General features: G+C 47.2%; 27 protein-coding genes and 6 tRNA genes. 27 read left to right on the forward strand and 6 right to left on the reverse strand.

Annotation, left to right across the window (positions count from 1 at the left end; genetic code table 11):
* Positions 1–3: 3 nt before the first annotated feature.
* The 21 genes from KTH89_RS20080 (at position 4) to KTH89_RS20180 (ending at position 15,435) form a co-directional block, all read left to right on the forward strand.
* On the forward strand, positions 4–1,752 hold the full coding sequence (locus KTH89_RS20080) for an ABC transporter ATP-binding protein (RefSeq protein WP_238722880.1): 1,749 nt from the start codon (positions 4–6) through the stop codon (positions 1,750–1,752).
* Entirely contained in the window at positions 1,749–3,548 is a 1,800-nt protein-coding gene (locus KTH89_RS20085) for an ABC transporter ATP-binding protein (protein ID WP_238722881.1), read from the forward strand. Before KTH89_RS20080 ends, KTH89_RS20085 begins: the two co-directional genes overlap by 4 nt.
* A gap of 105 nt (positions 3,549–3,653) precedes the next feature.
* The gene (locus tag KTH89_RS20090; RefSeq protein ID WP_158345688.1) at positions 3,654–4,031 is read left to right on the forward strand and encodes a BMC domain-containing protein; all 378 of its coding nucleotides are present in this window, start codon (positions 3,654–3,656) and stop codon (positions 4,029–4,031) included.
* Between the two features lie 56 nt (positions 4,032–4,087).
* Positions 4,088–4,579 (forward strand): EutP/PduV family microcompartment system protein, encoded by a 492-nt coding sequence (locus KTH89_RS20095; protein WP_158345689.1) that lies wholly within the window; start codon positions 4,088–4,090, stop codon positions 4,577–4,579.
* A gap of 229 nt (positions 4,580–4,808) precedes the next feature.
* Positions 4,809–5,327: a DUF1700 domain-containing protein gene (locus KTH89_RS20100; RefSeq protein WP_238722882.1), complete on the forward strand. Its 519-nt coding sequence runs from the start codon at positions 4,809–4,811 to the stop codon at positions 5,325–5,327.
* 118 nt (positions 5,328–5,445) lie between these two features.
* Positions 5,446–6,543 (forward strand): VanZ family protein, encoded by a 1,098-nt coding sequence (locus KTH89_RS20105; protein ID WP_238722883.1) that lies wholly within the window; start codon positions 5,446–5,448, stop codon positions 6,541–6,543.
* 84 nt (positions 6,544–6,627) lie between these two features.
* A complete protein-coding gene (locus tag KTH89_RS20110; RefSeq protein WP_238722884.1) occupies positions 6,628–7,260 on the forward strand; it encodes an HAD family hydrolase in 633 nt (210 codons plus the stop codon).
* A 353-nt stretch (positions 7,261–7,613) separates the two neighbouring features.
* Positions 7,614–8,963, forward strand: a complete 1,350-nt coding sequence (mgtE, locus tag KTH89_RS20115) for a magnesium transporter (protein ID WP_238722885.1) — start codon at positions 7,614–7,616, stop codon at positions 8,961–8,963.
* 316 nt (positions 8,964–9,279) lie between these two features.
* Positions 9,280–9,633, forward strand: coding sequence for a hypothetical protein (locus KTH89_RS20120; protein WP_238722886.1), 354 nt, complete (start codon positions 9,280–9,282; stop codon positions 9,631–9,633).
* A gap of 160 nt (positions 9,634–9,793) precedes the next feature.
* Positions 9,794–10,099 (forward strand): rhodanese-like domain-containing protein, encoded by a 306-nt coding sequence (locus KTH89_RS20125; RefSeq protein WP_238722887.1) that lies wholly within the window; start codon positions 9,794–9,796, stop codon positions 10,097–10,099.
* Between the two features lie 62 nt (positions 10,100–10,161).
* Positions 10,162–10,704, forward strand: coding sequence for a phosphodiesterase (gene yfcE / locus KTH89_RS20130; RefSeq protein ID WP_238722888.1), 543 nt, complete (start codon positions 10,162–10,164; stop codon positions 10,702–10,704).
* Between the two features lie 42 nt (positions 10,705–10,746).
* The gene (locus KTH89_RS20135; protein ID WP_238722889.1) at positions 10,747–11,904 is read left to right on the forward strand and encodes a THUMP domain-containing class I SAM-dependent RNA methyltransferase; all 1,158 of its coding nucleotides are present in this window, start codon (positions 10,747–10,749) and stop codon (positions 11,902–11,904) included.
* Positions 11,901–13,607, forward strand: coding sequence for a lectin like domain-containing protein (locus KTH89_RS20140; protein ID WP_238722890.1), 1,707 nt, complete (start codon positions 11,901–11,903; stop codon positions 13,605–13,607). The genes KTH89_RS20135 and KTH89_RS20140 overlap by 4 nt, the downstream gene beginning before the upstream one ends.
* A 20-nt stretch (positions 13,608–13,627) precedes the next feature.
* Positions 13,628–14,224, forward strand: coding sequence for an XTP/dITP diphosphatase (locus tag KTH89_RS20145; RefSeq protein WP_238722891.1), 597 nt, complete (start codon positions 13,628–13,630; stop codon positions 14,222–14,224).
* A gap of 13 nt (positions 14,225–14,237) precedes the next feature.
* Complete coding sequence (locus tag KTH89_RS20150) at positions 14,238–14,723, forward strand: metallophosphoesterase family protein (protein ID WP_158345699.1); 486 nt, start codon at positions 14,238–14,240, stop codon at positions 14,721–14,723.
* An 85-nt stretch (positions 14,724–14,808) separates the two neighbouring features.
* Positions 14,809–14,883, forward strand: a tRNA-Pro gene (locus KTH89_RS20155).
* Positions 14,884–14,894: 11 nt separating this feature from the next.
* Positions 14,895–14,965 (forward strand) — tRNA-Gly (locus KTH89_RS20160).
* A 45-nt stretch (positions 14,966–15,010) separates the two neighbouring features.
* Positions 15,011–15,084, forward strand: a tRNA-Arg gene (locus KTH89_RS20165).
* A 43-nt stretch (positions 15,085–15,127) separates the two neighbouring features.
* Positions 15,128–15,201 (forward strand) — tRNA-His (locus tag KTH89_RS20170).
* Positions 15,202–15,205: 4 nt separating this feature from the next.
* Positions 15,206–15,277, forward strand: a tRNA-Gln gene (locus KTH89_RS20175).
* 85 nt (positions 15,278–15,362) lie between these two features.
* Positions 15,363–15,435 (forward strand) — tRNA-Lys (locus KTH89_RS20180).
* Between the two features lie 152 nt (positions 15,436–15,587).
* On the opposite strand, the gene KTH89_RS20185 is transcribed toward KTH89_RS20180, so the two are convergent.
* The 6 genes from KTH89_RS20185 to KTH89_RS20210 all read right to left on the reverse strand — a co-directional run bounded on the left by KTH89_RS20185 (position 15,588) and on the right by KTH89_RS20210 (position 19,225).
* Entirely contained in the window at positions 15,588–16,688 is a 1,101-nt protein-coding gene (locus tag KTH89_RS20185) for a tyrosine-type recombinase/integrase (RefSeq protein WP_238722892.1), read from the reverse strand.
* A 626-nt stretch (positions 16,689–17,314) separates the two neighbouring features.
* The gene (locus tag KTH89_RS20190) at positions 17,315–17,722 is read right to left on the reverse strand and encodes a hypothetical protein (protein WP_158345701.1); all 408 of its coding nucleotides are present in this window, start codon (positions 17,720–17,722) and stop codon (positions 17,315–17,317) included.
* 45 nt (positions 17,723–17,767) lie between these two features.
* Positions 17,768–17,959, reverse strand: a complete 192-nt coding sequence (locus KTH89_RS20195; protein ID WP_158345702.1) for a hypothetical protein — start codon at positions 17,957–17,959, stop codon at positions 17,768–17,770.
* Positions 17,960–18,073: 114 nt separating this feature from the next.
* Positions 18,074–18,298, reverse strand: a complete 225-nt coding sequence (locus KTH89_RS20200) for a hypothetical protein (protein ID WP_158345703.1) — start codon at positions 18,296–18,298, stop codon at positions 18,074–18,076.
* Between the two features lie 4 nt (positions 18,299–18,302).
* Entirely contained in the window at positions 18,303–18,545 is a 243-nt protein-coding gene (locus tag KTH89_RS20205; RefSeq protein WP_158345704.1) for a type II toxin-antitoxin system RelE family toxin, read from the reverse strand.
* A 17-nt stretch (positions 18,546–18,562) separates the two neighbouring features.
* Complete coding sequence (locus tag KTH89_RS20210) at positions 18,563–19,225, reverse strand: LexA family protein (RefSeq protein WP_158345705.1); 663 nt, start codon at positions 19,223–19,225, stop codon at positions 18,563–18,565.
* A 129-nt stretch (positions 19,226–19,354) separates the two neighbouring features.
* Here KTH89_RS20210 and KTH89_RS20215 point away from each other — a divergent pair, with 129 nt between their 5' ends.
* The 6 genes from KTH89_RS20215 to KTH89_RS20240 all read left to right on the forward strand — a co-directional run bounded on the left by KTH89_RS20215 (position 19,355) and on the right by KTH89_RS20240 (position 21,990).
* A complete protein-coding gene (locus KTH89_RS20215) occupies positions 19,355–19,606 on the forward strand; it encodes a hypothetical protein (protein ID WP_158345706.1) in 252 nt (83 codons plus the stop codon).
* Entirely contained in the window at positions 19,603–20,364 is a 762-nt protein-coding gene (locus KTH89_RS20220; protein WP_238722893.1) for an antA/AntB antirepressor family protein, read from the forward strand. Before KTH89_RS20215 ends, KTH89_RS20220 begins: the two co-directional genes overlap by 4 nt.
* A gap of 85 nt (positions 20,365–20,449) precedes the next feature.
* Positions 20,450–20,617, forward strand: coding sequence for a hypothetical protein (locus tag KTH89_RS20225; RefSeq protein ID WP_238722894.1), 168 nt, complete (start codon positions 20,450–20,452; stop codon positions 20,615–20,617).
* 230 nt (positions 20,618–20,847) lie between these two features.
* The gene (locus KTH89_RS20230) at positions 20,848–21,603 is read left to right on the forward strand and encodes an ORF6C domain-containing protein (protein ID WP_238722895.1); all 756 of its coding nucleotides are present in this window, start codon (positions 20,848–20,850) and stop codon (positions 21,601–21,603) included.
* Positions 21,604–21,628: 25 nt separating this feature from the next.
* The gene (locus tag KTH89_RS20235) at positions 21,629–21,820 is read left to right on the forward strand and encodes a hypothetical protein (RefSeq protein ID WP_238722896.1); all 192 of its coding nucleotides are present in this window, start codon (positions 21,629–21,631) and stop codon (positions 21,818–21,820) included.
* Positions 21,817–21,990 (forward strand): hypothetical protein, encoded by a 174-nt coding sequence (locus tag KTH89_RS20240; RefSeq protein ID WP_238722897.1) that lies wholly within the window; start codon positions 21,817–21,819, stop codon positions 21,988–21,990. Before KTH89_RS20235 ends, KTH89_RS20240 begins: the two co-directional genes overlap by 4 nt.
* Positions 21,991–22,048 lie beyond the last annotated feature (58 nt).

Raw genomic sequence — 22,048 nt, forward strand, 5'->3', positions numbered from 1 at the left:
GCTATGTTTAAACTTGCAGGCTATTTAAGAAATTATAAAAAGGAGAGTATCATCGGTCCTCTGTTCAAATTGTTGGAGGCTTGTTTTGAATTGATCGTGCCGTTAGTGATGGCCAGCATGATCGACATCGGAATTAAGAACGCAGACGTCCCGTATATCTGGAAAATGGGGGGTCTGCTTGTGTTTTTCGGTGTGCTGGGGCTTACCTGTTCCCTGACGGCCCAGTATTTTGCGGCCAAAGCGGCGATGGGATTTGGCACCGAACTGCGCCGGGATATGTTCGACCATATTAACGGGCTCTCCTACACGGAACTGGATAAGATCGGGACCTCCACTCTGGTGACCAGAATAACCAGTGATATCAATCAGGCCCAGGCGGGGGTGAACCTGCTGCTCCGGCTGTTTCTGCGTTCCCCGTTTATTGTGGTGGGAGCGGTAATCATGGCGTTTACCATCAGTGTGCGTTTAACCGTTATTTTCCTCGTTGCGGTACCGTTGCTGGCGCTCGTGATCTACGCGGTGATGGCAGCCGGGATTCCGGTATACCGGCGGGTTCAGAACAAATTGGACCGGGTACTGCGTATGACCAGAGAAAATCTTACAGGGGCCAGGGTAGTGCGCGCCTTTGCAAGGCAAGATGACGAGATAGAAGATTTTGATGAGACCACCCGGCAGCTGCAAAAAATACAACTTCTGGCCGGTAAGATCTCCGCGTTTGAAAACCCGCTTACCTATACGATTGTAAACTTAGCCATTATCGCGATCCTCTGGTTTGGCGGTAAACAGGTAGAGGAAGGGATGATTACGCAGGGAGAGGTGATCGCGCTTGTAAATTATATGACGCAGATTCTGCTGGCCCTGGTGGCTCTGGCGAATCTGATCATCTCGGCGACGAAGGCCAGCGCATCCGCTATCCGGATAAACGAGGTGTTCGCGGTGACCTCTTCTATGCAGGAGGGAACCAAAGAAGAGAGCGTGCATCCGGCATTTGAGAGAAAGGATGACAGAAAGGTAACGTTTCGGAACGTATCGGCAGTTTATCAGGGGGCAAAGGAAGAAGCCTTAAGCGGCGTCAGTTTTTCCGCAAAGGCCGGGGAGACTATCGGCATTATCGGCGGCACAGGTTCCGGTAAGAGCACGCTGGTGAACCTGATTCCGCGGTTCTATGACGCGGCTGCCGGAACCGTGCTGGTAGACGGTATTGATGTCAGAGAGTATACCTACTCCGCCCTGCGCGGCAAGGTCGGAATCGTACCTCAGCAGGCTGTCCTTTTTAAGGGGACGATACGGGAAAATATACGCTGGGGCAGGGAGGATGCCACCGACGAGGAGATCTGCGAGGCGCTGGATATCGCCCAAGCCAGAGAATTCGTGGATGCAAAACCGGAAGGACTTGACACCAGGATCTCCCAGGGAGGAAAGAACCTCTCCGGCGGGCAGAGGCAGCGCCTGACCATCGCCCGGGCCCTGGCTAAGAAACCGGAGATATTAATACTGGACGACAGCGCGTCTGCGCTGGACTACGCCACGGACGCAAAGCTTCGCAAGGCTATCCGCACAAAGACCAGCGGAATCACGGTTTTCCTGGTATCCCAGCGGGTGGCAACCGTGCGCCAGGCGGATCAAATACTGGTCCTGGACGACGGCAGACTGGTCGGCGCGGGAACACACGCGGAATTGTTGGACAACTGTCCGGTTTATAAGGAAATCTGCCTGTCACAGCTATCGAAAGAGGAGGTGGCAGGGGCATGACAAATAAAAACAAGGCAAAGAACAGCAAGATAAAAAACAGCATAATAAAAAACAGCCGGTCAAACAGCAAAGACACGATCCGGCGGATTTTACAGCACATCAGACCTTATCGGTTTCAATTGGTTCTCTCCCTCGTATTTGCCGTGATCAGCGTGGCCCTGACCCTGTATGCGCCGATTCTGATCGGAAATGTGGTGGACCTGATCGCAGGCCCGGGGCAGGTGCGGTTTGCCGGTATCATGCCCATTCTTATTCAGATTCTGGCCGTGGTCCTGCTGACATCCGCCGCCCAATGGCTGATGAACCTGTGTAATAATAAGCTGACCTATTATGTGGCAAAAGATATCCGGACCAGAGCCTTCCATCAGCTGGAGATCCTGCCGCTAAAATATCTGGATTCCCACCCCTACGGCGACACCATCAGCCGTGTTATTACGGATGTGGACCAGCTGTCCGACGGCCTGCTTATGGGCTTTAATCAGCTGTTCACAGGCGTGATAACAATACTGGGGACGCTGGGATTCATGCTGTCCATCAATATTACCATTACCCTGGCGGTTGTCCTGATCACGCCGGTATCCCTGTTTGTGGCCAGCTTTATCGCCAAACGGACCTACCGCATGTTCAAAGCCCAGTCGGAAACAAGAGGGGAAATCACTTCTTTGGTAGAAGAGATGGTTGGCAATCAGAAGGTGGTTCAGGCCTTCGGATATGAAGACAGGGCCAGAGAAACATTTGACGGAATCAACGAAAGACTGCGCGAATGCAGTACAAAGGCCACCTTTTTCTCCTCCATTACCAATCCGGCTACAAGGTTTGTAAACGGACTGGTTTATGCGGGAGTGGGAATCATTGGCGCGTTTACCGCCATGCGGGGCCTTATCTCGGTGGGGCAGCTGTCCTGCTTCTTAAGCTACGCCAATCAATATACGAAACCCTTTAACGAGATCTCCTCCGTGGTAACGGAGCTGCAGAATGCGTTCGCCTCCGCCCGGAGGGTGTTCGATCTGATCGACGAGACGCCGCAGGAGCCGGACGCGCCCGGCGCGCTCACCCTGCGGCAGGTGGACGGCGGTGTGGAGCTAAGAGACGTATCCTTCTCCTACAATCCTGAGGTGAAGCTCATAGAGAATCTGAATCTGTCGGTAAAACCCGGACAGCGGATCGCTATCGTGGGGCCCACCGGCTGCGGTAAAACCACCATGATTAATCTTCTCATGCGCTTCTATGATGTGGACCGGGGGGAAATCCTCATAAGCGGACATCCGGCCCGGCAGATTACCCGTGACAGCCTGAGAAGAAGTTTCGGAATGGTCCTGCAGGAGACCTGGCTGAAAACCGGCACCGTACACGACAATATCGCCTACGGGCGTCCCCAGGCGTCCAGGGAAGAAGTCATCCGGGCTGCCAGATCCGCCCATGCGCATAGTTTTATCAAGCGCATGCCGGAAGGCTACGACACGGTCATCACAGAGGACGGCGGCAACCTGTCCCAGGGCCAGAAACAGCTTCTGTGCATCGCCAGAGTCATGCTGTGCCTGCCGCCCATGTTGATCCTGGACGAAGCAACCTCATCCATCGACACCCGGACTGAGATTAAAATCCAGCAGGCCTTTGCTCAAATGATGGAAGGCCGCACCAGCTTTATTGTGGCCCACCGGCTGTCTACGATCCGGGAAGCCGATGTCATCCTGGTCATGAAAGACGGCCGCATCCTGGAGACCGGAACCCATGAAGAATTGATTGCCAGGAAAGGGTTCTACGCACAGCTTTATGAGAGCCAGTTCGCCAATTAAGCGGTATGGAAAAGACGTCTAAAACTTACAAAAAAATGTTGGATTCTTATTGTATTTTGTTGGGTTATGTTGTATTATAAAGGTATCTAATTTTGAGGTGATCGTATGGATTTTATGAATCGGATAGCAGGGGAAGAAAAATTAAGGATTGTCCAGGAACTGGTTCCGGGAAAACAGGTTACACTGGCCCATGTGATTGCCAGTCCGGATCCGATCGTGTATAAAAAACTGGGGCTGGATCCCAGTATAGATTATGGGAAAGCCGCTATCGGTATTCTGAGCATGAGCCCGGCGGAGATTTCGGTGATAGCAGGGGATCTGGCCGTGAAAAAGGCGAATATCGATCTGGGGTTTATTGACCGGTTCAGCGGAACGCTTATTTTTACCGGCAGGGTGGCTGAGGTAGAGACGGCGATTCATGCGATTACTGATTATTTGAAAGAGACTTTGGGATTTACTATCTGTGAAGTTACGCGTACCTGATGTTTGGGGATGGTATGCGAAGGGTGATCGTAAAGAATGAGGAATGATGATTTGATATGAAAAAAATAATTCTTATGGGGCGCAGCGAGTGTGGAAAGACAACGCTGCGTCAGGCTTTAAAAGGGGATAAAATTCATTACCATAAAACACAGTATATTAATCATTATGATGTAGTGATCGATACGCCGGGTGAATATGCGGAGACCAACCGGCTGGGCAGGGCTCTGGCTCTGTATTCGTATGAAGCGGATGTGGTGGGCCTGCTGATCGGGGCACAGGAACCGTATTCCTTATTTCCGCCCTGCGTGACTGCTTCTTCCGCCAGGCCGGTGATCGGTATCGTTACGCAGATTGACCATCCTGACGCGAATCCGGATCGGGCGGAGAGCTGGCTTAGGCTGTCCGGATGTGAAGAGGTGTTCCGGGTCAGCGCGTATACCGGCGAGGGAATCTGGCAGATTCTGGAGTATTTGAGGGAGGACGGCGACGTGCTGCCCTGGGATCAGGAAGAGGCGGAACGGCCAAGAGTAGTTTTATCTACCAAGTAAAAATTTTCTTCGCGGAAGAAAAATCCGCCGGGTTGGAAAAATGCGCTGGATTGGAAAAATGCGCCGGGTTGCGGATTTTTATTTACGAAGCGGCAGATAATATGTTAGAATGTTCCTGAAATGCAAACCTTTTACGGATGCACGAGATTTGGGTGTATGAGGGAATTTGTTACAAAAGAAAACCGTGCATGTGAAGGAACAGACGAATGTAAATTCACGGAGGAAATACATGGGCAGACAGGAATTTTTAGACGGATTGCGGACCGCGTTGAGCGGTGAAGTATCACCGGCGGTGATACGAGATAACTTGAATTATTATGAGGGATATATTTCGGGTGAGATACAAAAAGGCAGAAGCGAAGAGGATGTGATGGGAGAACTGGGAGATCCCAGATTGATTGCCCGCACGATTATCGACACATCCGGGGGAGGACAGAGTTCCTACCAGCAGGCCGGCCGGCAGAGCGGCTATTACGAGGAAGAATCTGCGGGAGCCGGCGGCGGTACCGGCGATGATAGCAGCAGAGGGTTCCGGGCAGAGTTCAACGGGAACGGCTTTAATATGCGTTATGATAAGCCGAAGCGGCCGTGGTTTGAAAAAGCCTTGATCGCGGTGGTCATCATCCTGGCCGTTTTTCTGGTGATTTCCATGATCACCGGCCTGATCTCTTTCTTGTTTCCGATTCTGGTTCCGCTGCTGATTATCTATATTATTTATCGGATTATCCGCGGCAGCGGCGGCCGGTGAATATGAGATATCAGCTTACAAAAGTGTAAGCTTAACGGGAGAAATGTAAGCCATAATTATGGCATTGCATTTCTCCTTTTTGATATGATTCTGGTATCAAGAAAAGGTGGTGTGATTGATGGATGCTTATTGGATTCCGATTCGGACGGCTCTGGCGGTGTTCCCGCTGCTGGCCGCTTTCCTGACATTTCCCTATATGATATATCAATACCGCAGATATGGTGCGATTCCTTTCTTAAGGACAGTTATTTTATATTCTTTCCTGTTATATCTGCTCTGTATGTATTTCCTGGTAATCCTGCCCCTGCCGTCTATAGAGGCGGTTGCCGGACAGACCGGTCCGACGGTCCAGCTTCTGCCGTTTCAGTTTGTCAGAGATTTTATAAGAGAGACGAAACTTGACGTTATGAATCCGAAGACGTACCTGCCTGCCCTTACACAGAACTGTTTTTTGCAGGTGATCTGCAATATGGTTATGTTCCTTCCGCTTGGGATGTATCTGCGGTATTATTTCCGGTGCGGATGGGGAAAAACGGCAGTGATCAGCTTTCTGGTGAGCCTGTTTTTTGAATTTACCCAGCTCAGTGGGCTGTACGGAATATATCCCCGCGGGTACCGGCTCTTTGATGTGGATGATCTGATGCTGAACACATGGGGCGGTATGCTTGGCTACGCGGCGGCTCCCCTGCTGGCGAAATTACTGCCGTCCAGGGAGCAATTGGATCAGAGAGCTTACCTCAAGGGCAGGGCCGTAACCTTCTGCCGGAGATTCGCGGCATTTCTTCTGGACTGGCTGCTGATCGGGATTCTCCTGATTATGTGCATGATCGCGGTTCCGTTCCTGCTCCCGGCCCTGATTGTCGTTCCCGGTATCATCTATGCGCTCGTGATTGCCGGTTACTTTATTCTGATTCCGTGGGCAACGGACGGTTATACCCCCGGCAAATGGATCTGCCGGATCCGGATTACCGGAAAAAATGAAAGAAAGCCCGCCCTGTATCAATATGCGCTGCGCTACGGCCTGCTCTATTTCGTTCTGATTCCTCTGCCGGTTATCTGGGTCTGCGGTTATATCTTCGAAATCTGCACCGGTTACCGGGAAAGGCCAAGGCTTCTGCTCCATGAGCGGATCAGCCGTACGGAATGTGTCAGCACGGTGGGTACCATAACAAAAGATAAACAAAAACATGAAAAAATATGGCTATTGCCTGCATAAGCATAGTATAATAAAAACCAGTTCGAGACTACGGCGGCTGGTTTTTATTCTATTTTTCGAAGAGAGCAAAGGAGAATGCGGTATATGAAAGCGGTTATATTTGATATGGACGGAGTAATCATAGACAGCGAACCGATTTACGCGGAACTGGAGGGCGGTTTTTTTGAGGAACAGGGCCTGTATGTACCGGCGCAGGTCCGGAAGACCTTCGTTGGCGGATCAATGAAAAATATGTGGGCCAAAGTGTCCGAACTCAATCCCGGGACTTCACCGGATGAATTAATGGCGGCTTATCAATTGTACAGAAATAAGGTAACCTTTTCTTACAAAGAAATCCTGAACAAAGGAATACCGGAGCTGCTGGAGTATCTGAAGACGTCCGGTTATCAGATCGGTCTGGCTTCCTCCACCAGGAGGGAGATTGTTGTGCAGGTGCTTCGCGAATGTAAGATCCTTTCTTATTTTTATGCGCTGGTCTGCGGGGATGAAGTGGTAAATGGAAAGCCCGATCCGGAGATCTTTCTGAAAGCCGCCGAAGCACTTCATGTTTCACCCGGCGAATGCACCGTAATTGAGGATTCCCACAATGGCATCACAGCCGCTAAGAGAGCGGGGATGCATGTAATAGGTAAGGCCGACGCAAGGTTCGGCCAGGATGTCCGTGCGGCTGATAAAATCGTAACGGACATACTCGAAATCACCCCGGAGCTGCTGTGAGAAGGAGTGCCAAAGATGCCGCGCCCGATCGGGTAAATTGCGGAAAGGGAGTTGACAACTCCGGTATTCTGGCATACTATAAAAGTCTAGTAAAATAAAAAAGGGAGGAAAAATAAGTGGACATATGCGGACGAAGTTGCGAAATGGACAGTGACATACACTTGTGGGATAAGAGAAATACCGTTATGCCGCTTATTTTTCTGCGTGCATAGAGAATTTCCCAAACCGGGCTGAAAGTTTGCCCTGCAAGGAATGTCACCGTATGAAAGTGTTGCTTTGCGGCAGTATTTTCATACGGTTTTTGTCTGTTTGGATGCTTCCTCGCTGTAAACTTAAGACAGGAGGATGAACCAATGGAAAAAGAATATGATTTTGAACTGCTGAACCGGTATCTGGAAATGAGGGATTACCGGAGCTTAAAAGAGGCGCTGGCAAAAGAGAACGAAGTGGATATCGCCGACTTTATGGAAAACCTGCCCCAGGATAAGGCGACAGTCGTTTTCCGGACGCTGCCCAAGGAGCTGGCGGCCGAGGTGTTCTCCAATCTTCCGCCGGAAACGCAGCAGATCATCATCAGATCGATCACGGATGAAGAGCTGGGAGCCATTGTGGAAGATCTGTTTGTGGATGACGCTGTGGATATGTTAGAAGAGCTTCCGGCCAATGTAGTCAAACGGGTGCTGAAAAACGCCCAGCCGGAGACCAGGAACCTGATCAATCAGTTTCTGAATTATCCGGAAAATTCCGTCGGCAGCATAATGACAGCCGAGTTTATCGATCTGAAGAAAACCATGACGGTCAGCGACGCCATCAACCGTATACGCAGGATCGGAGAGGACCGGGAATCCATCTATACCTGCTATGTCACGGACAGCAGACGCTGCCTGGAAGGGGTGGTGACGGTCAAAGAACTGCTGCTGTCCCCGGATGAGACGGTGATTGGCGATCTGATGGAAAGGGATGTGATCACGGCCCGGACTACGGAGGATCAGGAAGAGGCCGTGCAGCGTATGATGCGCTATGACTTTATATCTATGCCTGTGGTCGATCATGAAAACCGTCTGGTGGGTATCGTCACCGTGGATGATGTCATGGATGTTATGGAAGAGGAGGCCACGGAGGACTTTGAAAAAATGGCGGCCATGGCGCCTTCGGAGCGGCCTTACCTGAAGACCAATGTGTTTGAACTGGCGAAGAACCGGATCGTCTGGCTGCTGGTTCTGATGGTCTCCGGGATGATTACCGGCGGTATTCTGGGTAAATACGAGGCGTCTTTTGCCGCCCTGCCCCTTCTGGTGACATTCATTCCCATGCTGACGGACACCGGCGGCAATGCAGGCAGCCAGAGCAGTACGCTGGTGATCCGTGGTATGGCAGTCGGAGAGATTCGTCCCGCGGACTTTTTGAAGGTGCTCTGGAAAGAGCTGCGGGTGAGCTTCATCGTGGGGGTGGCCTTAAGTGTGGTCAATTTTATAAGGCTGGTTATCATGTATCCGGGTAATGAACTGATCGCGTTAACCGTCGCGTTTGCGCTGCTGGCCACCGTTGTCGTAGCCAAGACGATCGGCGGCATTCTCCCGATTATAGCGAAGTCGGTCAAAGCAGATCCCGCCATTATGGCGGCTCCGCTGATTACCACCATTGTGGACGCTTGTTCTCTGGTCATCTATTTTAACGTAGCGGAACGGCTGCTGAAACTTTGAAAACCGGAATGGGGTAAGAAAGAACGGAAGAAATCCGAAAAAGTGAACGGCCTGGTGGGGGAGCCACCAGGCCGTTCGATGAGGGGAGTATAAATAATTAAATAAGGGGTTATAAATGTAAAAAAATCTTTGAAGGGTAAATTTTTTTACTATTCGATTATAATATATTCTTTTTCAATTTGCAATAAAAAATCGAAAATTCCCGAAATTATCCGGTTATACCGTATTCTGGAAGCTCTGTTCAATTCGTATAATTCTGTTTATCCGTGGGATAATAGAGTTTGTAAATATATTAATCCCTTAGGAGGCAGATATCATGGAAAGAAATAATAATCAGAACAATTCCAAGAACAGCTCAAACTACTCTAACAGCAACAGCAATAACTACAACAACACCAGCTCCAACAACTCCAACAACAACTCAAACAACAGCTCCAACTACAGCAATTCCAACAACAACAGCTCTAACTACAGCAACTCCAACAACAACAGCTCCAACTACAGCAACTCCAACAACAGCTCCAACTACAGCAACTCCAACAACTACAATAACGTTTCTGATGATTATAACAACAGCAGCTCCAATGCGAACAAAAATAATCAGAAAAACAAAAACCAGAATAAGAACCAGAACAAAAACAACTATCAGGATAAGTCCAATAACTGCTAATATTGATTAGCGGCTTTTTGTAAGGCTTACAAGGAAAAAAGATAAAAGATCTGCCGCAGAGGTCAGCATACTGCGGCAGGTCTTTTTCTCATTTAGAAACATTCACTGCTGTTCGTCCCCATGAATATGATATGTTATAATAAGGAAGAAAGGTGATTGTATGGGCTTTGAAACAATTCCGGCTAAGGATATCGACCGCTATGTCGGCCAGCCCGGAGTTTTCATTATAGATTTACGAGAGAGGGAAGAGTTCCGAAGTCAGCATATTCGGGGCGCCTATAACATACCATATGAAGAACTGGATCGTTACAAGGGGTCCTTCGGCAGCCATACGCTGATTCTGTACTGCGAAAGAGGCGGGATCAGCCTGATGGCTGCCAAACATCTGGGGGATGAAGGATATCATGTGAAAACGGTGGTCGGAGGCATTCTGGCCTACCGGGGCAGGTATCTGGAAACTGCATGAAAACATTGACATGTTTTTGAAGTACCTTTAATATAGAGATAAGCAGTTTGGAGGAAATACAGATGAAATTGATGTTCGCATCCGATATTCACGGCTCGGCATATTTTTGCGAAAAGATGCTGGAAGCCTATCAAAAAGAAGAGGCAGATCGCCTGATCCTGTTGGGCGACCTGCTTTATCATGGGCCGAGAAATGATTTGCCGAAGGATTATGCGCCAAAGCAGGTCATTTCCCTGCTGAACGAAGTAAAAGTCGACATATGCGCGGTCAGAGGAAACTGTGACGCGGAAGTAGACCAGATGGTACTGGAATTCCCGATTATGGCCGATTACTGTATTATATTGGAGGGAAACCGTACGATCTACGCAAGCCATGGACATATTTTTAATAAGGACAATCTTCCGCCGCTTAAGGAAGGCGATATCTTTATTCATGGCCATACGCATGTTTGGAAAGCCAAGAAAAGAGAACATTATGTTCTGTTAAACCCCGGCTCCGTATCTTTGCCGAAAGAGGGCAATATCCAAACCTATGGCATTTTGGAAGACGGTTTGTTTACGGTCAGAGGGTTCGGGGGAGAGATTGTAAAGAGTCTTAAGGTGTGATGGGATAAAGGCGGTATAAAAGAAGAACCTTTGGAGGAATATATGGAAAAAATAGAATTGATTGCCCCCTGCCATTTTGGCCTGGAGGCAGTTTTAAAACGGGAACTGCAGGATCTGGGTTATGAGATCAGCTGCGTGGAAGACGGACGGATTACATTTTACGGGGATATGGCCGCTATACCCAGGGCGAATATCTTTCTCAGAACAGCGGAGCGGATCCTGTTAAAAGTCGGCAGCTTTCGGGCTACAACCTTTGAAGAGCTGTTCCAGGGAACCAAAAATATCCCATGGGAAAACTATATTCCCAAGGATGGAAAGTTCTGGGTTACGAAGGCGTCTTCGATCAAAAGTAAGCTGTTCAGTCCTTCGGATATCCAGTCAATCATGAAAAAGGCGATGGTAGAGCGGATGAAGCAGTCCTACCATGTGGAATGGTTCCCGGAAGATCAGGCGGAGTATCCGGTGCGGGTATTTTTATATAAGGATGAGGTATGCGTGGGAATCGACACCTCGGGAACCTCCCTGCACAAGCGGGGATACCGGCAGCTGACCAGTAAGGCGCCTCTGACAGAAACCCTGGCTGCCGCGCTGATCATGCTAACCCCGTGGAATAAGAGCAGGATACTGGTGGATCCATTCTGTGGAAGCGGGACATTTCCCATCGAAGCGGCTATGATGGCGGCGAATATCGCTCCCGGGATGAACCGGAACTTTACGGCGGAGGCCTGGACGAACCTGATTCCGAAGAAGTCCTGGTATGAGGCGGTAAATGAGGCCAACGATCTGATCGAAGATGATATCGATGTGGATATCCAGGGCTACGATATCGACGGGGCGGTGGTAAAATCAGCCAGGGAGAACGCCAGGGAAGCCGGAGTGGATCATCTGATCCATTTTCAGGAACGGCCTGTCGGCGCTTTGAACCATCCAAAAAAATACGGTTTTCTGATTACCAATCCTCCCTATGGGGAAAGACTTGAAGACAGAGAGAATCTCCCCGCTCTGTACTCCCAGATCGGAGAGGCATATAAGCGGCTGGACTCCTGGTCTGCCTATATTATCACCAGCTACGAAGACATTGAGAAATATATGGGCAGGAAGGCTGACAAGAACCGGAAGATTTATAATGGAATGTTAAAAACATATTATTACCAGTTTCTGGGGCCTAAGCCCCCAAGGAGAGAAGCGGGGATCAATTGAGACATAAAAAAGCGTATCTGTTTTTCATGATCATAATCGCGCTGCTGCTCTATGTACAGACAGTACCTTCTACGGGCGTGGAAGCGGTGGAACCGAACCGGCAGGCGGATCTGGACGAGAAAACCTGGAATCCCCTGATCGCCGGAAGCGTCAATAGCAGGCCGATCGCGCTGATCGTGGACAGCAAGGAAATGAAACTGCGGGATGAACAACTGTATATGGATCAGGATAAGAATCTGATGCTGCCGGTTACTGCCATTACCAACAGCTTTAATTGTGCCGTGAATCTCTATGACCGGAATAGGCTGGTGGTGGAAAAGAACGCGGTAGAGCTGGAGTTTTTGCTGAACGGGGATATCATGTACCGGAATCAGAACGAGGTTCCGGTCACCACTTCCATGGTGGAGCAAAACGGCAGTTATTATGTTCCGCTTCAACAGGTGGCCGACGGACTGAATTATTCTTATCAGTGGGATATAGAGGACAATCAGGCTCTGCTGGTGAATCAGAAGCCGGATGAGCCTTCGATTCCATATACTTACGACTATCGCGATAAAGGGCGCAAGCCCGCGGTGATCGATCAGGGAAAATACGGGACCTGTTGGGCGTTTGCGTCCCTGACGGCGCTGGCTTCCTCTATTCTGCCGGAAGAGAATCTGCAGTTTTCGCCGGATCATATGAGCCTGAAGAACAGCTTCTGTACAGATCAGAATTCCGGCGGGGAATACACGATGGCGATGGCTTATTTAAGCTCCTGGCAGGGGCCGGTATTGGAAGAGGATGACCCCTATGGGGACGGCTACTCGCCGGATGGGCTTAAGGCGGTGAAGCACGTACAGGAGATCCAGATCATAGAGGGAAAGGATTTTCAGCGGATCAAGGAAGCGGTCTACAAATACGGAGGGGTCCAGTCGTCCCTCTACACCTCGCTGACAGGGTCCGCCAGCCGTTCCATGTATTATAATCAGAAGAAATACGCTTACTGTTATATAGGGACAGAGAAACCGAACCACGATATCGTGATTATCGGGTGGGACGACAATTATCCGAAGGAGAATTTTAACACCGAGCTGGAAGGCGACGGCGCGTTTATCTGCCAGAACAGCTGGGGAGAGGAATTTGGAGACGACGGTGTGTTTTATGTCTCGTATTATGATACTAATATCGGGATGCACAATGTGGTCTATACGTCCGTGGAAGAGCCGGATAATTATGACCATCTGTACCAGTCCGATCTGTGCGGCTGGGTCGGACAGGTAGGTTACGGGTCCGATACGGCTTATTTCGCCAATGTCTATCAGGCGGAGGGAGCGGAACGGCTGCAGGCGGTGGGATTTTACGCGACCGGGAAGGATACGGAATATGAGATTTCCGTAGTGCGGGATTTTCAGGGGCCGGATTCCCTGAACCAAAGGGAATACATCCAGTCCGGGTATATCAGCAACGCGGGATTTTATACGATTCCGTTAGACGCCCCCGCGGATCTGGTCCCCGGCGAACGGTTTGCTGTTGTGGTCAAGATCAAGACGCCCAACTCCGTTCACCCCATAGCCATCGAATATCCGGCGGATGATGTGACAATGGACGTTGACTTGACGGACGGAGAAGGCTATATTAGTTTATATGGAAGTACCTGGGATTCACTGGAAGAGAATTATCAATGTAATTTTTGTTTAAAAGCATATACGGACAACATGGAATAAGAAAGCACGAGGGCTGTAAGATGGAGAAAATTATTTTTGCTACCGGTAATGAAGGAAAAATGAAAGAGATACGGGAGATACTGAAAGATCTGAACATTCCGGTTCTTTCCATGAAAGACGCAGGAATTCATGTGGATATCGTGGAGGACGGAGATACGTTCGAGGAAAACGCGGTGATCAAGGCCAGGACGATTATGCAGCTGACCGGCCAGCTGGTGCTGGCGGACGATTCCGGCCTGGAAGTAGATTATCTGAACAAAGAGCCCGGGGTCTACTCGGCCAGATACGCCGGGGAACACACCTCCTACCATATAAAAAACAGGATGATCGTGGATCGTCTGAACGGCGTCCCGGATGAAAAGCGCACCGCGCGTTTTGTCTGCGTCATTGCGGCGGCGTTCCCGGATGGGACAATCCTTACCACCCGGGCGGCCATGGAGGGAAGAATCGGCTATGAGGAAAAGGGGGCCAATGGATTTGGCTACGATCCTATTTTCTATCTGCCGGAATATGGCTGTACCAGCAGCGAGCTTACGATGGAACAGAAGAATGAGTGCAGTCACCGGGGAAAAGCATTGCGTCAAATGAAAGAAAAATTAAAAGATCTGTTAAAATAAGGGGGAATCGTGCGTGAAAAAGATCCTGATCGTAAGCGATACGCACAGACAGAATGGAAATTTACTGGAGGTAATTAAAAAGGTGAGTCCCATCGACCTGCTGATCCATCTGGGGGATGCGGAAGGAAGCGAAGAGTATATCACGGAACAGGCCGGGTGCCCGGTGGAGATTATCGCCGGGAACAATGATTTCTTCTCAGACCTGGAAAAAGAAAAAGAGATCGAGATCGGCCGGTATAAGGTCCTTCTGACTCACGGACACTATTATTATGTGTCGGTGGACGCGGAAGGAATTAAAAAGGAAGCCAGGGGACGGGGGATGGATATTGTGATGTTCGGACATACCCACCGGCCGTTGGTGGATATCGACAAAGATATCATAGCGGTCAATCCCGGAAGCCTGTCTTATCCCAGGCAGGAAGGCAGGCGTCCCAGTTACGTCATCATGGATCTGGATGCCCATGGGGAAGCACATTTTACCATAAATTATTTAAAATAAAAAATTTGTAAAATATGGTTGACAGATAAAAAACCATATAATATAATATATCTTGCGTCACGGTCGGGCGCAGGTATGATCATTGCGGGGTGTGGCTCAGCTTGGCTAGAGCGCCTGGTTTGGGACCAGGAGGTCGCAGGTTCGAATCCTGTCACCCCGATAACAGGACATGCAGGTGTAGTTCAATGGTAGAACACTAGCCTTCCAAGCTAGATACGTGGGTTCGATTCCCATCACCTGCTTCGCTGACTCGTCAGCGCGGAAAGAGATTTCCGAAAATTGCATAAGTGTCTGTAGCTCAGTTGGATAGAGCAACGGCCTTCTAAGCCGTGGGTCGGGGGTTCGAATCCCTTCAGGCACGTTTTTGTTAAGTATCAAACTTGGCAAATGGTATATACTATGTGGTGGGTATAGCGCAGTTGGTTAGCGCGCCAGATTGTGGCTCTGGAGGCCCAGGGTTCGAATCCCTGTATCCACCTTAATGGGCTATCGCCAAGCGGTAAGGCACAGGACTTTGACTCCTGCATTCGCTGGTTCGAATCCAGCTAGCCCAGTTTGCAGGGTTGCCGCTTACAGATTGTAAGTTGTGTGTGGTCTGTGCCTTCGCTGGTAAGCCTGTCTGAATTTGATAATTGATATGGGGTATTAGCTCAGTTGGTAGAGCACTTGACTTTTAATCAAGTTGTCCGGGGTTCGAATCCCCGATGCCTCACTTATGAAAAATGGCTGTGAACACAGTAAGTATGCGGGTTCACAGCTTTTTTAATACCATACAAATAGAACATATATTCGATAAAATCATTGTCGTCAAATTGTCGTCAGAGCCTCCATTGTCGTCAAAATGTCGTCAAAAAAGCGCCCCTTTCAGAGCGCTATACCCATGTCAATTTTTTCTTTTGTTCGCTCTTTTTCCTCATCCAGGTGAGCGTATATCCGCATGATCATCTTTTCGTCCGCGTGGCCCATGAGTTGCACTGCTTTTTTGATGCTGATACCAGAATAGTATAGCATCGTGCAATAGTTATGCCGGAATGTGTGTGATGTCAGCCCGAATATAACCTGATGATTATTATCACCGCCGGCGGCAGCATTCATTTTTTTAACAATGGATGCCCACATTTTATCGTAGCTGGATTTTGTCATGAGCTGGCCATCGCGTTTCGTAAATAGCTGGAAACCGCAGGTCTTAAGATAATTTTTTAAAGTTGGTATCAGCAGGGTGGGTATATCCACAGATCTGATTCCACTTTTTGACTTCGCCCTGTTTTCCAATTGTGGATTATTCCCATCAAATACCACGACATTGTTGATATCTATGAGCCGTGTCCGCAGATTGATATCCGCGCGAGACAAGGCAATGATCTCTTCCCTCCGGAGTCCGCACCCGTATGCGATCATCACATAGGCCCGTTCCTGATCGGTAAAATCTGCTTTTTTCAAGGCTTCCTTTTCAGCTTCAGTAAGTGCCCGTTTCTGCGATTTTTGTTGTTCTGGCAGCTGTATTTTGGCACATGGGTTGGAGAGGATAAGCTGGTCCTCGACTGCCGAGTCAAGGATCTGCTTCACCGTCATCACTATTTGCTCACATGTGCGCCGGTGATCTGCCCGATCATTGATCATACCCTGTATATCGCTCTTCTGCACCTCGTATACCTTGAGATAACCGACGTCAGGGACGATATGCTTATCTATTATGTTCTCGTACATTTTTCGCGTATTTAGGCCTTTTACGGCTTTGTAGGTTCGATACCATTTCCGGGAGTAGTCCGCCATGGTGGTTTCTTTCCGACTAATATATGTACCATGTTCGATCTCGTATTTCATGTTTCGAACTTTCTTTTCCAGCTCAGCGCTGGTATCGGCATATACTGTGATCCGATCTGGCCGGCCATCTGGTTTATACCCTACCTGCACTTTTGCTTCATAGCGACCGTCCGGGCGCTGCTTGTATTTGTTTTTTGGCATACTAATATCCTCCTTAAAATTGGGCGCAAAAAATACGCCCTTGCCAGGCGCACCCGTCGGATGGTATAATATGCTTGATTGGAGCGATATTACATCCCGGATGCGTCCGGCAGTAGTATCTATGTTAAGCCGTTCGGTGCTGGTAACACCGGACGAGCTAAAATCCGTAAAGTAGGTTATCGCGAAATAGCGAAAGTCCGAGTTGCGGGAACGGTCTCTGCTGGTGCAGAGGCCGTTTTTATTATTTAAGCTTTTTTCCTGTTTCTTTTCATTAAGTTTTTTCTGCCCCACAACCTATGTTTACCATATTACCGACCTCGGCAAAATGGTTACCAATATACAAAAAGAGCCCTGGAACACAATCCCAAGACCCTTTTGTGACCGCACAGCAGTCATTCGCTAATTAACCACATTATAATGGCATGTACGAGTCTTGTCAACATATTCTTGGTTTTGTTGTGTAACGTAAAAGACCCCACATTTCTGCAGGGTCTTAATGAATACGGTTTTCAGTTGACTGAAAACATTGTCTTTTATACGGCCGGTAAACGGCTTTGTTTTCGTATTCATTGTACCCATATTATATTCGATTGTCAAGAAAATAATACTACATATATGGATTTCTTTTATAAAAGTATTCCGGCTGTGTGATTAAACCTATCGTCATCATCAAAATTATATTCTTCTATGATTTGTTCATGCTTGGCAATGGTTTCCTTAATAAGATTACGGATAGCTTTTTCTGCTTCACAGCCTTTACGGGTTTCCTCCAGATATACCTCACATAATTGCTCAAAAGTAACAAATGTTATTTCACAATAAGGAGAGTACTCATTGTTTTCACCAGAGAATTGGTAACTGACCGGAGAATTTCCATATTTTTTCGTGCCTTCACAACATTGGAGATTTAAATACTGTATCCCCCCGGACTCCTTGTCAATGTATAATGAATCATGTGTATTCGTGCCTACGACACGCTCTGGCCGATTTTTCAAAACCGCTAGGTCTTTAATTTTGATTAATGGGAATAACATATTACGTCGCCTCCGCGAAAATTTTTGTATTTAATTGTGTCCCATCTAGTCCCAATTGATGGAATCCATGGATACAGTGCCTTCAGATTGGATGCATCTGTCGGCAAATGCAATTGCCTTTAACTCATCATTTTCCGGAATGTCTGTAGGAATAAATTTGAGCAGTACATGATAAATTGTTTCAGCGTCAGATTCTGGAATCATATCAATTAGTCCGTGTAACATTTCTTTACTCATATCAATACCTCCTATAATCGTTTATATGCCTGCCCTCTTGGTAAGATATCTTTTATTACTTAGGTATAATTTTATCAAACCGCCAGTGACGAATTAATACATCATTGGTGTTACTTATAAGCCGAGTTTTTTTATCAGTTCAGATTGAGATATAGAAGGTTGATAATCAGGATTTCCGGCCTTGTATGCATTCATAGCCTCCAACTCCTCGGGATCGGGAATTTCCTCTTCTGCATTATTAAGAATGAAGGTAGCACAGATCAGTTCCCAAACCTTTTTTGCGTCTTCTTCGCTCATGACAGTGACGGCACCTAAAATTCTTTCTTTTACATTAGACATGTGATCACACTCCTTTATAAATTTGTCCACGGTTTCCGATTTCTATAATATCTATAATAATTCCGTTTACATCAAATAATACTCTAAAATTTCCAACACGGAGTCGGTATCCGTTTGTCCCCTGCAATTTTTTTATATCGCCCTCAAACGGAAGTTTTCCAATGGCTATTACTAATCTTCTTCTTGTGGGCGTATCTTGTTTCTTTAAAAACTTTTCTGCCTTTTTGGAATATATGATTTGGAACATTTGCATTGTCTCCTTTATTATCGGACATCGCTCTGGAAGGCAACAGCTTTCCCTAAAATCCGAATAGTGTTTAAAGTTTCTCCAGTGTATATTAATGGTCTGTAGGCGGGATTTTCCGCTACAAGCTGCAATGTATTATTTTCTCGATTAAAATATGTTCTCTTTAACGTTGCCTCATCTTCTATAATGACAGCGGCGATTTCTCCATCATTGACGGAAGGCTGTTCTCTAATAAAAACAATATCGCCATCAAAGATTCGAGCGTTAATCATGCTATCACCCTTAGCCTTTAAGCAGAAGTCAGCCTTAATGTTTGTTCCAGCTAATATGTATGACTCCCTGTCCTCACTAGCAAAGATAGGTTCTCCACATGCTATTTCGCCTAAAAGAGGGAATTTCTTCAATTCGATAGGGTAGAGATTATCATAAGTGTAAATACTGTCCGTATATGATTTATGGGGTATAGAATGGGTTTCTTCCGTCCATCCCATTAAATCACCTGGATTAGTACCTAGTGCTTTTGCGAACAATTCTATTTTTGATTGCTGCAAATCAACTTGGCCCTTTTCTATCTTGGTAATAGAGGAACGATCAGTATATCCCGTGAGTTTAGCTAGCGCATCTTGTGACATTCCTTTTTCTTCTCGCAACCGTTTAATATTTTTATATAATTCAAGCATGCAGACACCACCTTCCGATAAAGTGATAATATCATAGAAGTGAAAAAAAATCAACAATTTTGTTAAAAACAGTTGACAATTATTCACGGCAGTGCTATAGTGAATGTAAATCAACAAAGGAGGTGCGAAATGACCGATGTAATTGCTTTAAAGAAATGCATAGAAGACTCTGGACTTTCAGTGACTTTTGTTGCTGAAAAAGCTGGAATTCTACGAGAAACATTTTATAATCGTATGAAAACTGGTGATTTTAAGGGTTCAGAAATTTGTGCATTATCGAGGGTATTAGGTCTTAGCAGAATTGAAAGAGACAAAATTTTTTTTGCCCCTGATAGTGAATTAAATTCACAAAAACGCGTTTCAAGAAAGGAGGATGCATGAACGAATTAAAAGTAATTGAAAACGAACTTGTCCCAGTATACGAGACAAGCACAGGAGAAAAAGTTGTATACGGATCAGAACTGCATGATGTTCTGGGAGTAAAAAGCCAATATAGGGATTGGATAAGAAACCGGATATCAGACTGCGAAGCTATAGAAAATGAGGATTTTGAAGCCGCTAAAATTTTAGCGCCTTCGGGACAGTCAAAAACTGAGCACATCATCAAACTCGACACAGCCAAAGAAATGGCAATGCTTGAGCGCAATGAAAAAGGCAAACAGGTGCGCAGATATTTTATCCAGGTGGAAAAGAAATATAAGACCGCCTCTCTAGCCACACAGGAACTATCCCCGCAGTTGCAGGTAATGATCAACCTAGAGATTGAGCAGAGGCGGCAGGCAGAAAAACTGGAGCATGTGGAAAACCGGATCGAAAGCATCCGTGAGGTCGTAGCTATCGATACAACATCATGGCGTGATGATACCGGAAGAATCCTGAGGAAAATAGGAATGGAATGCGGAGACAATAAGTCCTATCAGGATGTAAGGTCAGAGTCTTACCAGTTATTGGAAAAACGCATGGGAGTGAATGTGAAGCAGAGATTGACCAATAAGCGTAGAAGGATGGCTGATGAAGGCATCTGTAAATCCAAAAGGGACAAGCTGAATTACCTCGATGTGATTGCAGATGACAAGAAACTCATTGAGGGGTATACGGCCATCGTAAAAGAATTAGCAATCAAGTACGGGGTGGCGTAAGATGTGTCCTATAAAACGGACTTATCTATTTCTGTAGCAGAACTTTTAGAAGACAGCAAGGAACAGGAGAAAGGAGCGTGAGCATATGAAAAAGAAAATTAGTAAGATGACGGAAAAAGAGATTCTCCGCCAGCAGATGGAGCTGTTAGCGGAGAAATCTAATACCTGTGAAGCTGATTGTCTTGCTGGAATTACAAACAGTATGTTGGATATCTATTCTGTTTTGGAACCCAAGGATTCGAGCGTATTGTAATACTTTTCCAGAAGGTTACATACAGAATCTGATTTGATTGCTGATCCTGTTTGTAATTGGTTCATTTTAAGTACTGATTGGGCCTGAATCTGCGCAATAACTATTTCAGTAGCAAGTTCTTTGCTGGTTTTAGACATTAAATACATCTCCTTTCTTTCGTACTCGGCGCGTCACCGCCTGTAAGTAAAGTATAGGAGATAACAGATAAAAAGTAAATATAAGGAGGAACCATGGACGAAATAAAAGTATTAGAATACCGAAACATCCGGGTACTAACCACCCAGCAATTAGCAGAAGCCTATGAGGCTGATGCACAGATCATAACGAATAACTTTAACCGCAATAAGGAGAGATACCAAGAAGGAAAACACTTTATTGCATTGATCGGGGAAGAAAAAGCAGACTTTATTAACAAAAATCAAAATGATTTTTCTTCCTTTTGGAAGGCAAAAGCAATTTATCTCTGGACAGAAAAGGGAGCTTTTCTGCACGCAAAATCCTTGAACACCGATAAGGCCTGGGAGGTGTATGACCACCTGGTTGACAATTATTTTGAAGCAAAGAAGCCGCTTACGCAACTTGAAATCCTCCAACAATCTGTTGAGGTACTTAACCGCCATGATAGGGAGATCAAGCAGATCGATACCCGGATGGATAAGTTGGAATACGATATCCCAATGTATGGATCGGAGGCTGACGAACTGTCAAGCCACGTAAAGCGGAAGGGCGTTTCGGTCCTTGGCGGCAAGCAATCCGAAGCTTATAGGGACACCGAAATCCGGGCAAAAGTTTACCGGGATATATACGACCAGATCAAAAGGGAGTTTGGAATCTATGATGACAGCGGGCGGCCAAAGTCATACAAAGCCTTGAAACGGAAGTATATCGCAGATGCCCATGAGTTGATTGATTGTTATGAGGCACCGACATATTTGGTGGAGTTGATTGAGGCGGCCAATGCCCAAATGCATTTGGGCGTAGCGTAAAGATGTAAGAAGGGAGCGTGATCATATGGAGAAAACAATCTTCCGCCCATCAGAGCTGATTGCCATGGGATACGGACGTTGGGAATTAATGTGTGACTGCCGAAGTGAGGGCCAGACATTTGCCACCCAGACTCCTGGCGGACACTGGCGGATCGATCTTCCAAAATACAAAGCGTTCCGGCTGAAACGAACGCGGGTCAGGAGGCGGGTGGTATGAATTTTCAGCAAGTAACTATTGATGATTGTAACAGGATGTATGACCAGCTTGGCAAGGCCGTAGTAATCAACGACGGCAGGGTTCTGGGCTTTGTCCAGTGTCCAGGGATCTGGACGCAGCAGATCGATGCCGGAGAGTTTGGGAGGCAGGTGTTTTTTCACGCCAGATGATCCGGATCATGAGGAAAATTGAAAGGAAGGGCAAAAGGAATGCAGCAAGAACGCAATA

The organism is Diplocloster agilis, from assembly GCF_019042275.1.
Classification (GTDB): domain Bacteria; phylum Bacillota; class Clostridia; order Lachnospirales; family Lachnospiraceae; genus Diplocloster; species Diplocloster agilis.

Bases quoted from the DNA above. Each gene is read 5' to 3' on its own strand.
- KTH89_RS20080 (WP_238722880.1), top strand. From the start codon at position 4: ATGTTTAAACTTGCAGGCTATTTAAGAAATTATAAAAAGGAGAGTATC.
- KTH89_RS20095 (WP_158345689.1), top strand. From the start codon at position 4,088: ATGAAAAAAATAATTCTTATGGGGCGCAGCGAGTGTGGAAAGACAACG.
- KTH89_RS20210 (WP_158345705.1), bottom strand. From the start codon at position 19,225: ATGCTTGAATTATATAAAAATATTAAACGGTTGCGAGAAGAAAAAGGA.
- KTH89_RS20195 (WP_158345702.1), bottom strand. From the start codon at position 17,959: ATGAGTAAAGAAATGTTACACGGACTAATTGATATGATTCCAGAATCT.
- KTH89_RS20240 (WP_238722897.1), top strand. From the start codon at position 21,817: ATGAATTTTCAGCAAGTAACTATTGATGATTGTAACAGGATGTATGAC.
- KTH89_RS20225 (WP_238722894.1), top strand. From the start codon at position 20,450: ATGAAAAAGAAAATTAGTAAGATGACGGAAAAAGAGATTCTCCGCCAG.
- KTH89_RS20185 (WP_238722892.1), bottom strand. From the start codon at position 16,688: ATGCCAAAAAACAAATACAAGCAGCGCCCGGACGGTCGCTATGAAGCA.
- KTH89_RS20105 (WP_238722883.1), top strand. From the start codon at position 5,446: ATGGATGCTTATTGGATTCCGATTCGGACGGCTCTGGCGGTGTTCCCG.
- KTH89_RS20215 (WP_158345706.1), top strand. From the start codon at position 19,355: ATGACCGATGTAATTGCTTTAAAGAAATGCATAGAAGACTCTGGACTT.
- KTH89_RS20135 (WP_238722889.1), top strand. From the start codon at position 10,747: ATGGAAAAAATAGAATTGATTGCCCCCTGCCATTTTGGCCTGGAGGCA.
- yfcE (WP_238722888.1), top strand. From the start codon at position 10,162: ATGAAATTGATGTTCGCATCCGATATTCACGGCTCGGCATATTTTTGC.
- KTH89_RS20230 (WP_238722895.1), top strand. From the start codon at position 20,848: ATGGACGAAATAAAAGTATTAGAATACCGAAACATCCGGGTACTAACC.
- KTH89_RS20110 (WP_238722884.1), top strand. From the start codon at position 6,628: ATGAAAGCGGTTATATTTGATATGGACGGAGTAATCATAGACAGCGAA.
- KTH89_RS20205 (WP_158345704.1), bottom strand. From the start codon at position 18,545: ATGTTCCAAATCATATATTCCAAAAAGGCAGAAAAGTTTTTAAAGAAA.
- KTH89_RS20200 (WP_158345703.1), bottom strand. From the start codon at position 18,298: ATGTCTAATGTAAAAGAAAGAATTTTAGGTGCCGTCACTGTCATGAGC.
- KTH89_RS20190 (WP_158345701.1), bottom strand. From the start codon at position 17,722: ATGTTATTCCCATTAATCAAAATTAAAGACCTAGCGGTTTTGAAAAAT.
- KTH89_RS20235 (WP_238722896.1), top strand. From the start codon at position 21,629: ATGGAGAAAACAATCTTCCGCCCATCAGAGCTGATTGCCATGGGATAC.
- KTH89_RS20145 (WP_238722891.1), top strand. From the start codon at position 13,628: ATGGAGAAAATTATTTTTGCTACCGGTAATGAAGGAAAAATGAAAGAG.
- KTH89_RS20120 (WP_238722886.1), top strand. From the start codon at position 9,280: ATGGAAAGAAATAATAATCAGAACAATTCCAAGAACAGCTCAAACTAC.
- KTH89_RS20220 (WP_238722893.1), top strand. From the start codon at position 19,603: ATGAACGAATTAAAAGTAATTGAAAACGAACTTGTCCCAGTATACGAG.
- KTH89_RS20100 (WP_238722882.1), top strand. From the start codon at position 4,809: ATGGGCAGACAGGAATTTTTAGACGGATTGCGGACCGCGTTGAGCGGT.
- KTH89_RS20090 (WP_158345688.1), top strand. From the start codon at position 3,654: ATGGATTTTATGAATCGGATAGCAGGGGAAGAAAAATTAAGGATTGTC.
- KTH89_RS20125 (WP_238722887.1), top strand. From the start codon at position 9,794: ATGGGCTTTGAAACAATTCCGGCTAAGGATATCGACCGCTATGTCGGC.
- mgtE (WP_238722885.1), top strand. From the start codon at position 7,614: ATGGAAAAAGAATATGATTTTGAACTGCTGAACCGGTATCTGGAAATG.
- KTH89_RS20085 (WP_238722881.1), top strand. From the start codon at position 1,749: ATGACAAATAAAAACAAGGCAAAGAACAGCAAGATAAAAAACAGCATA.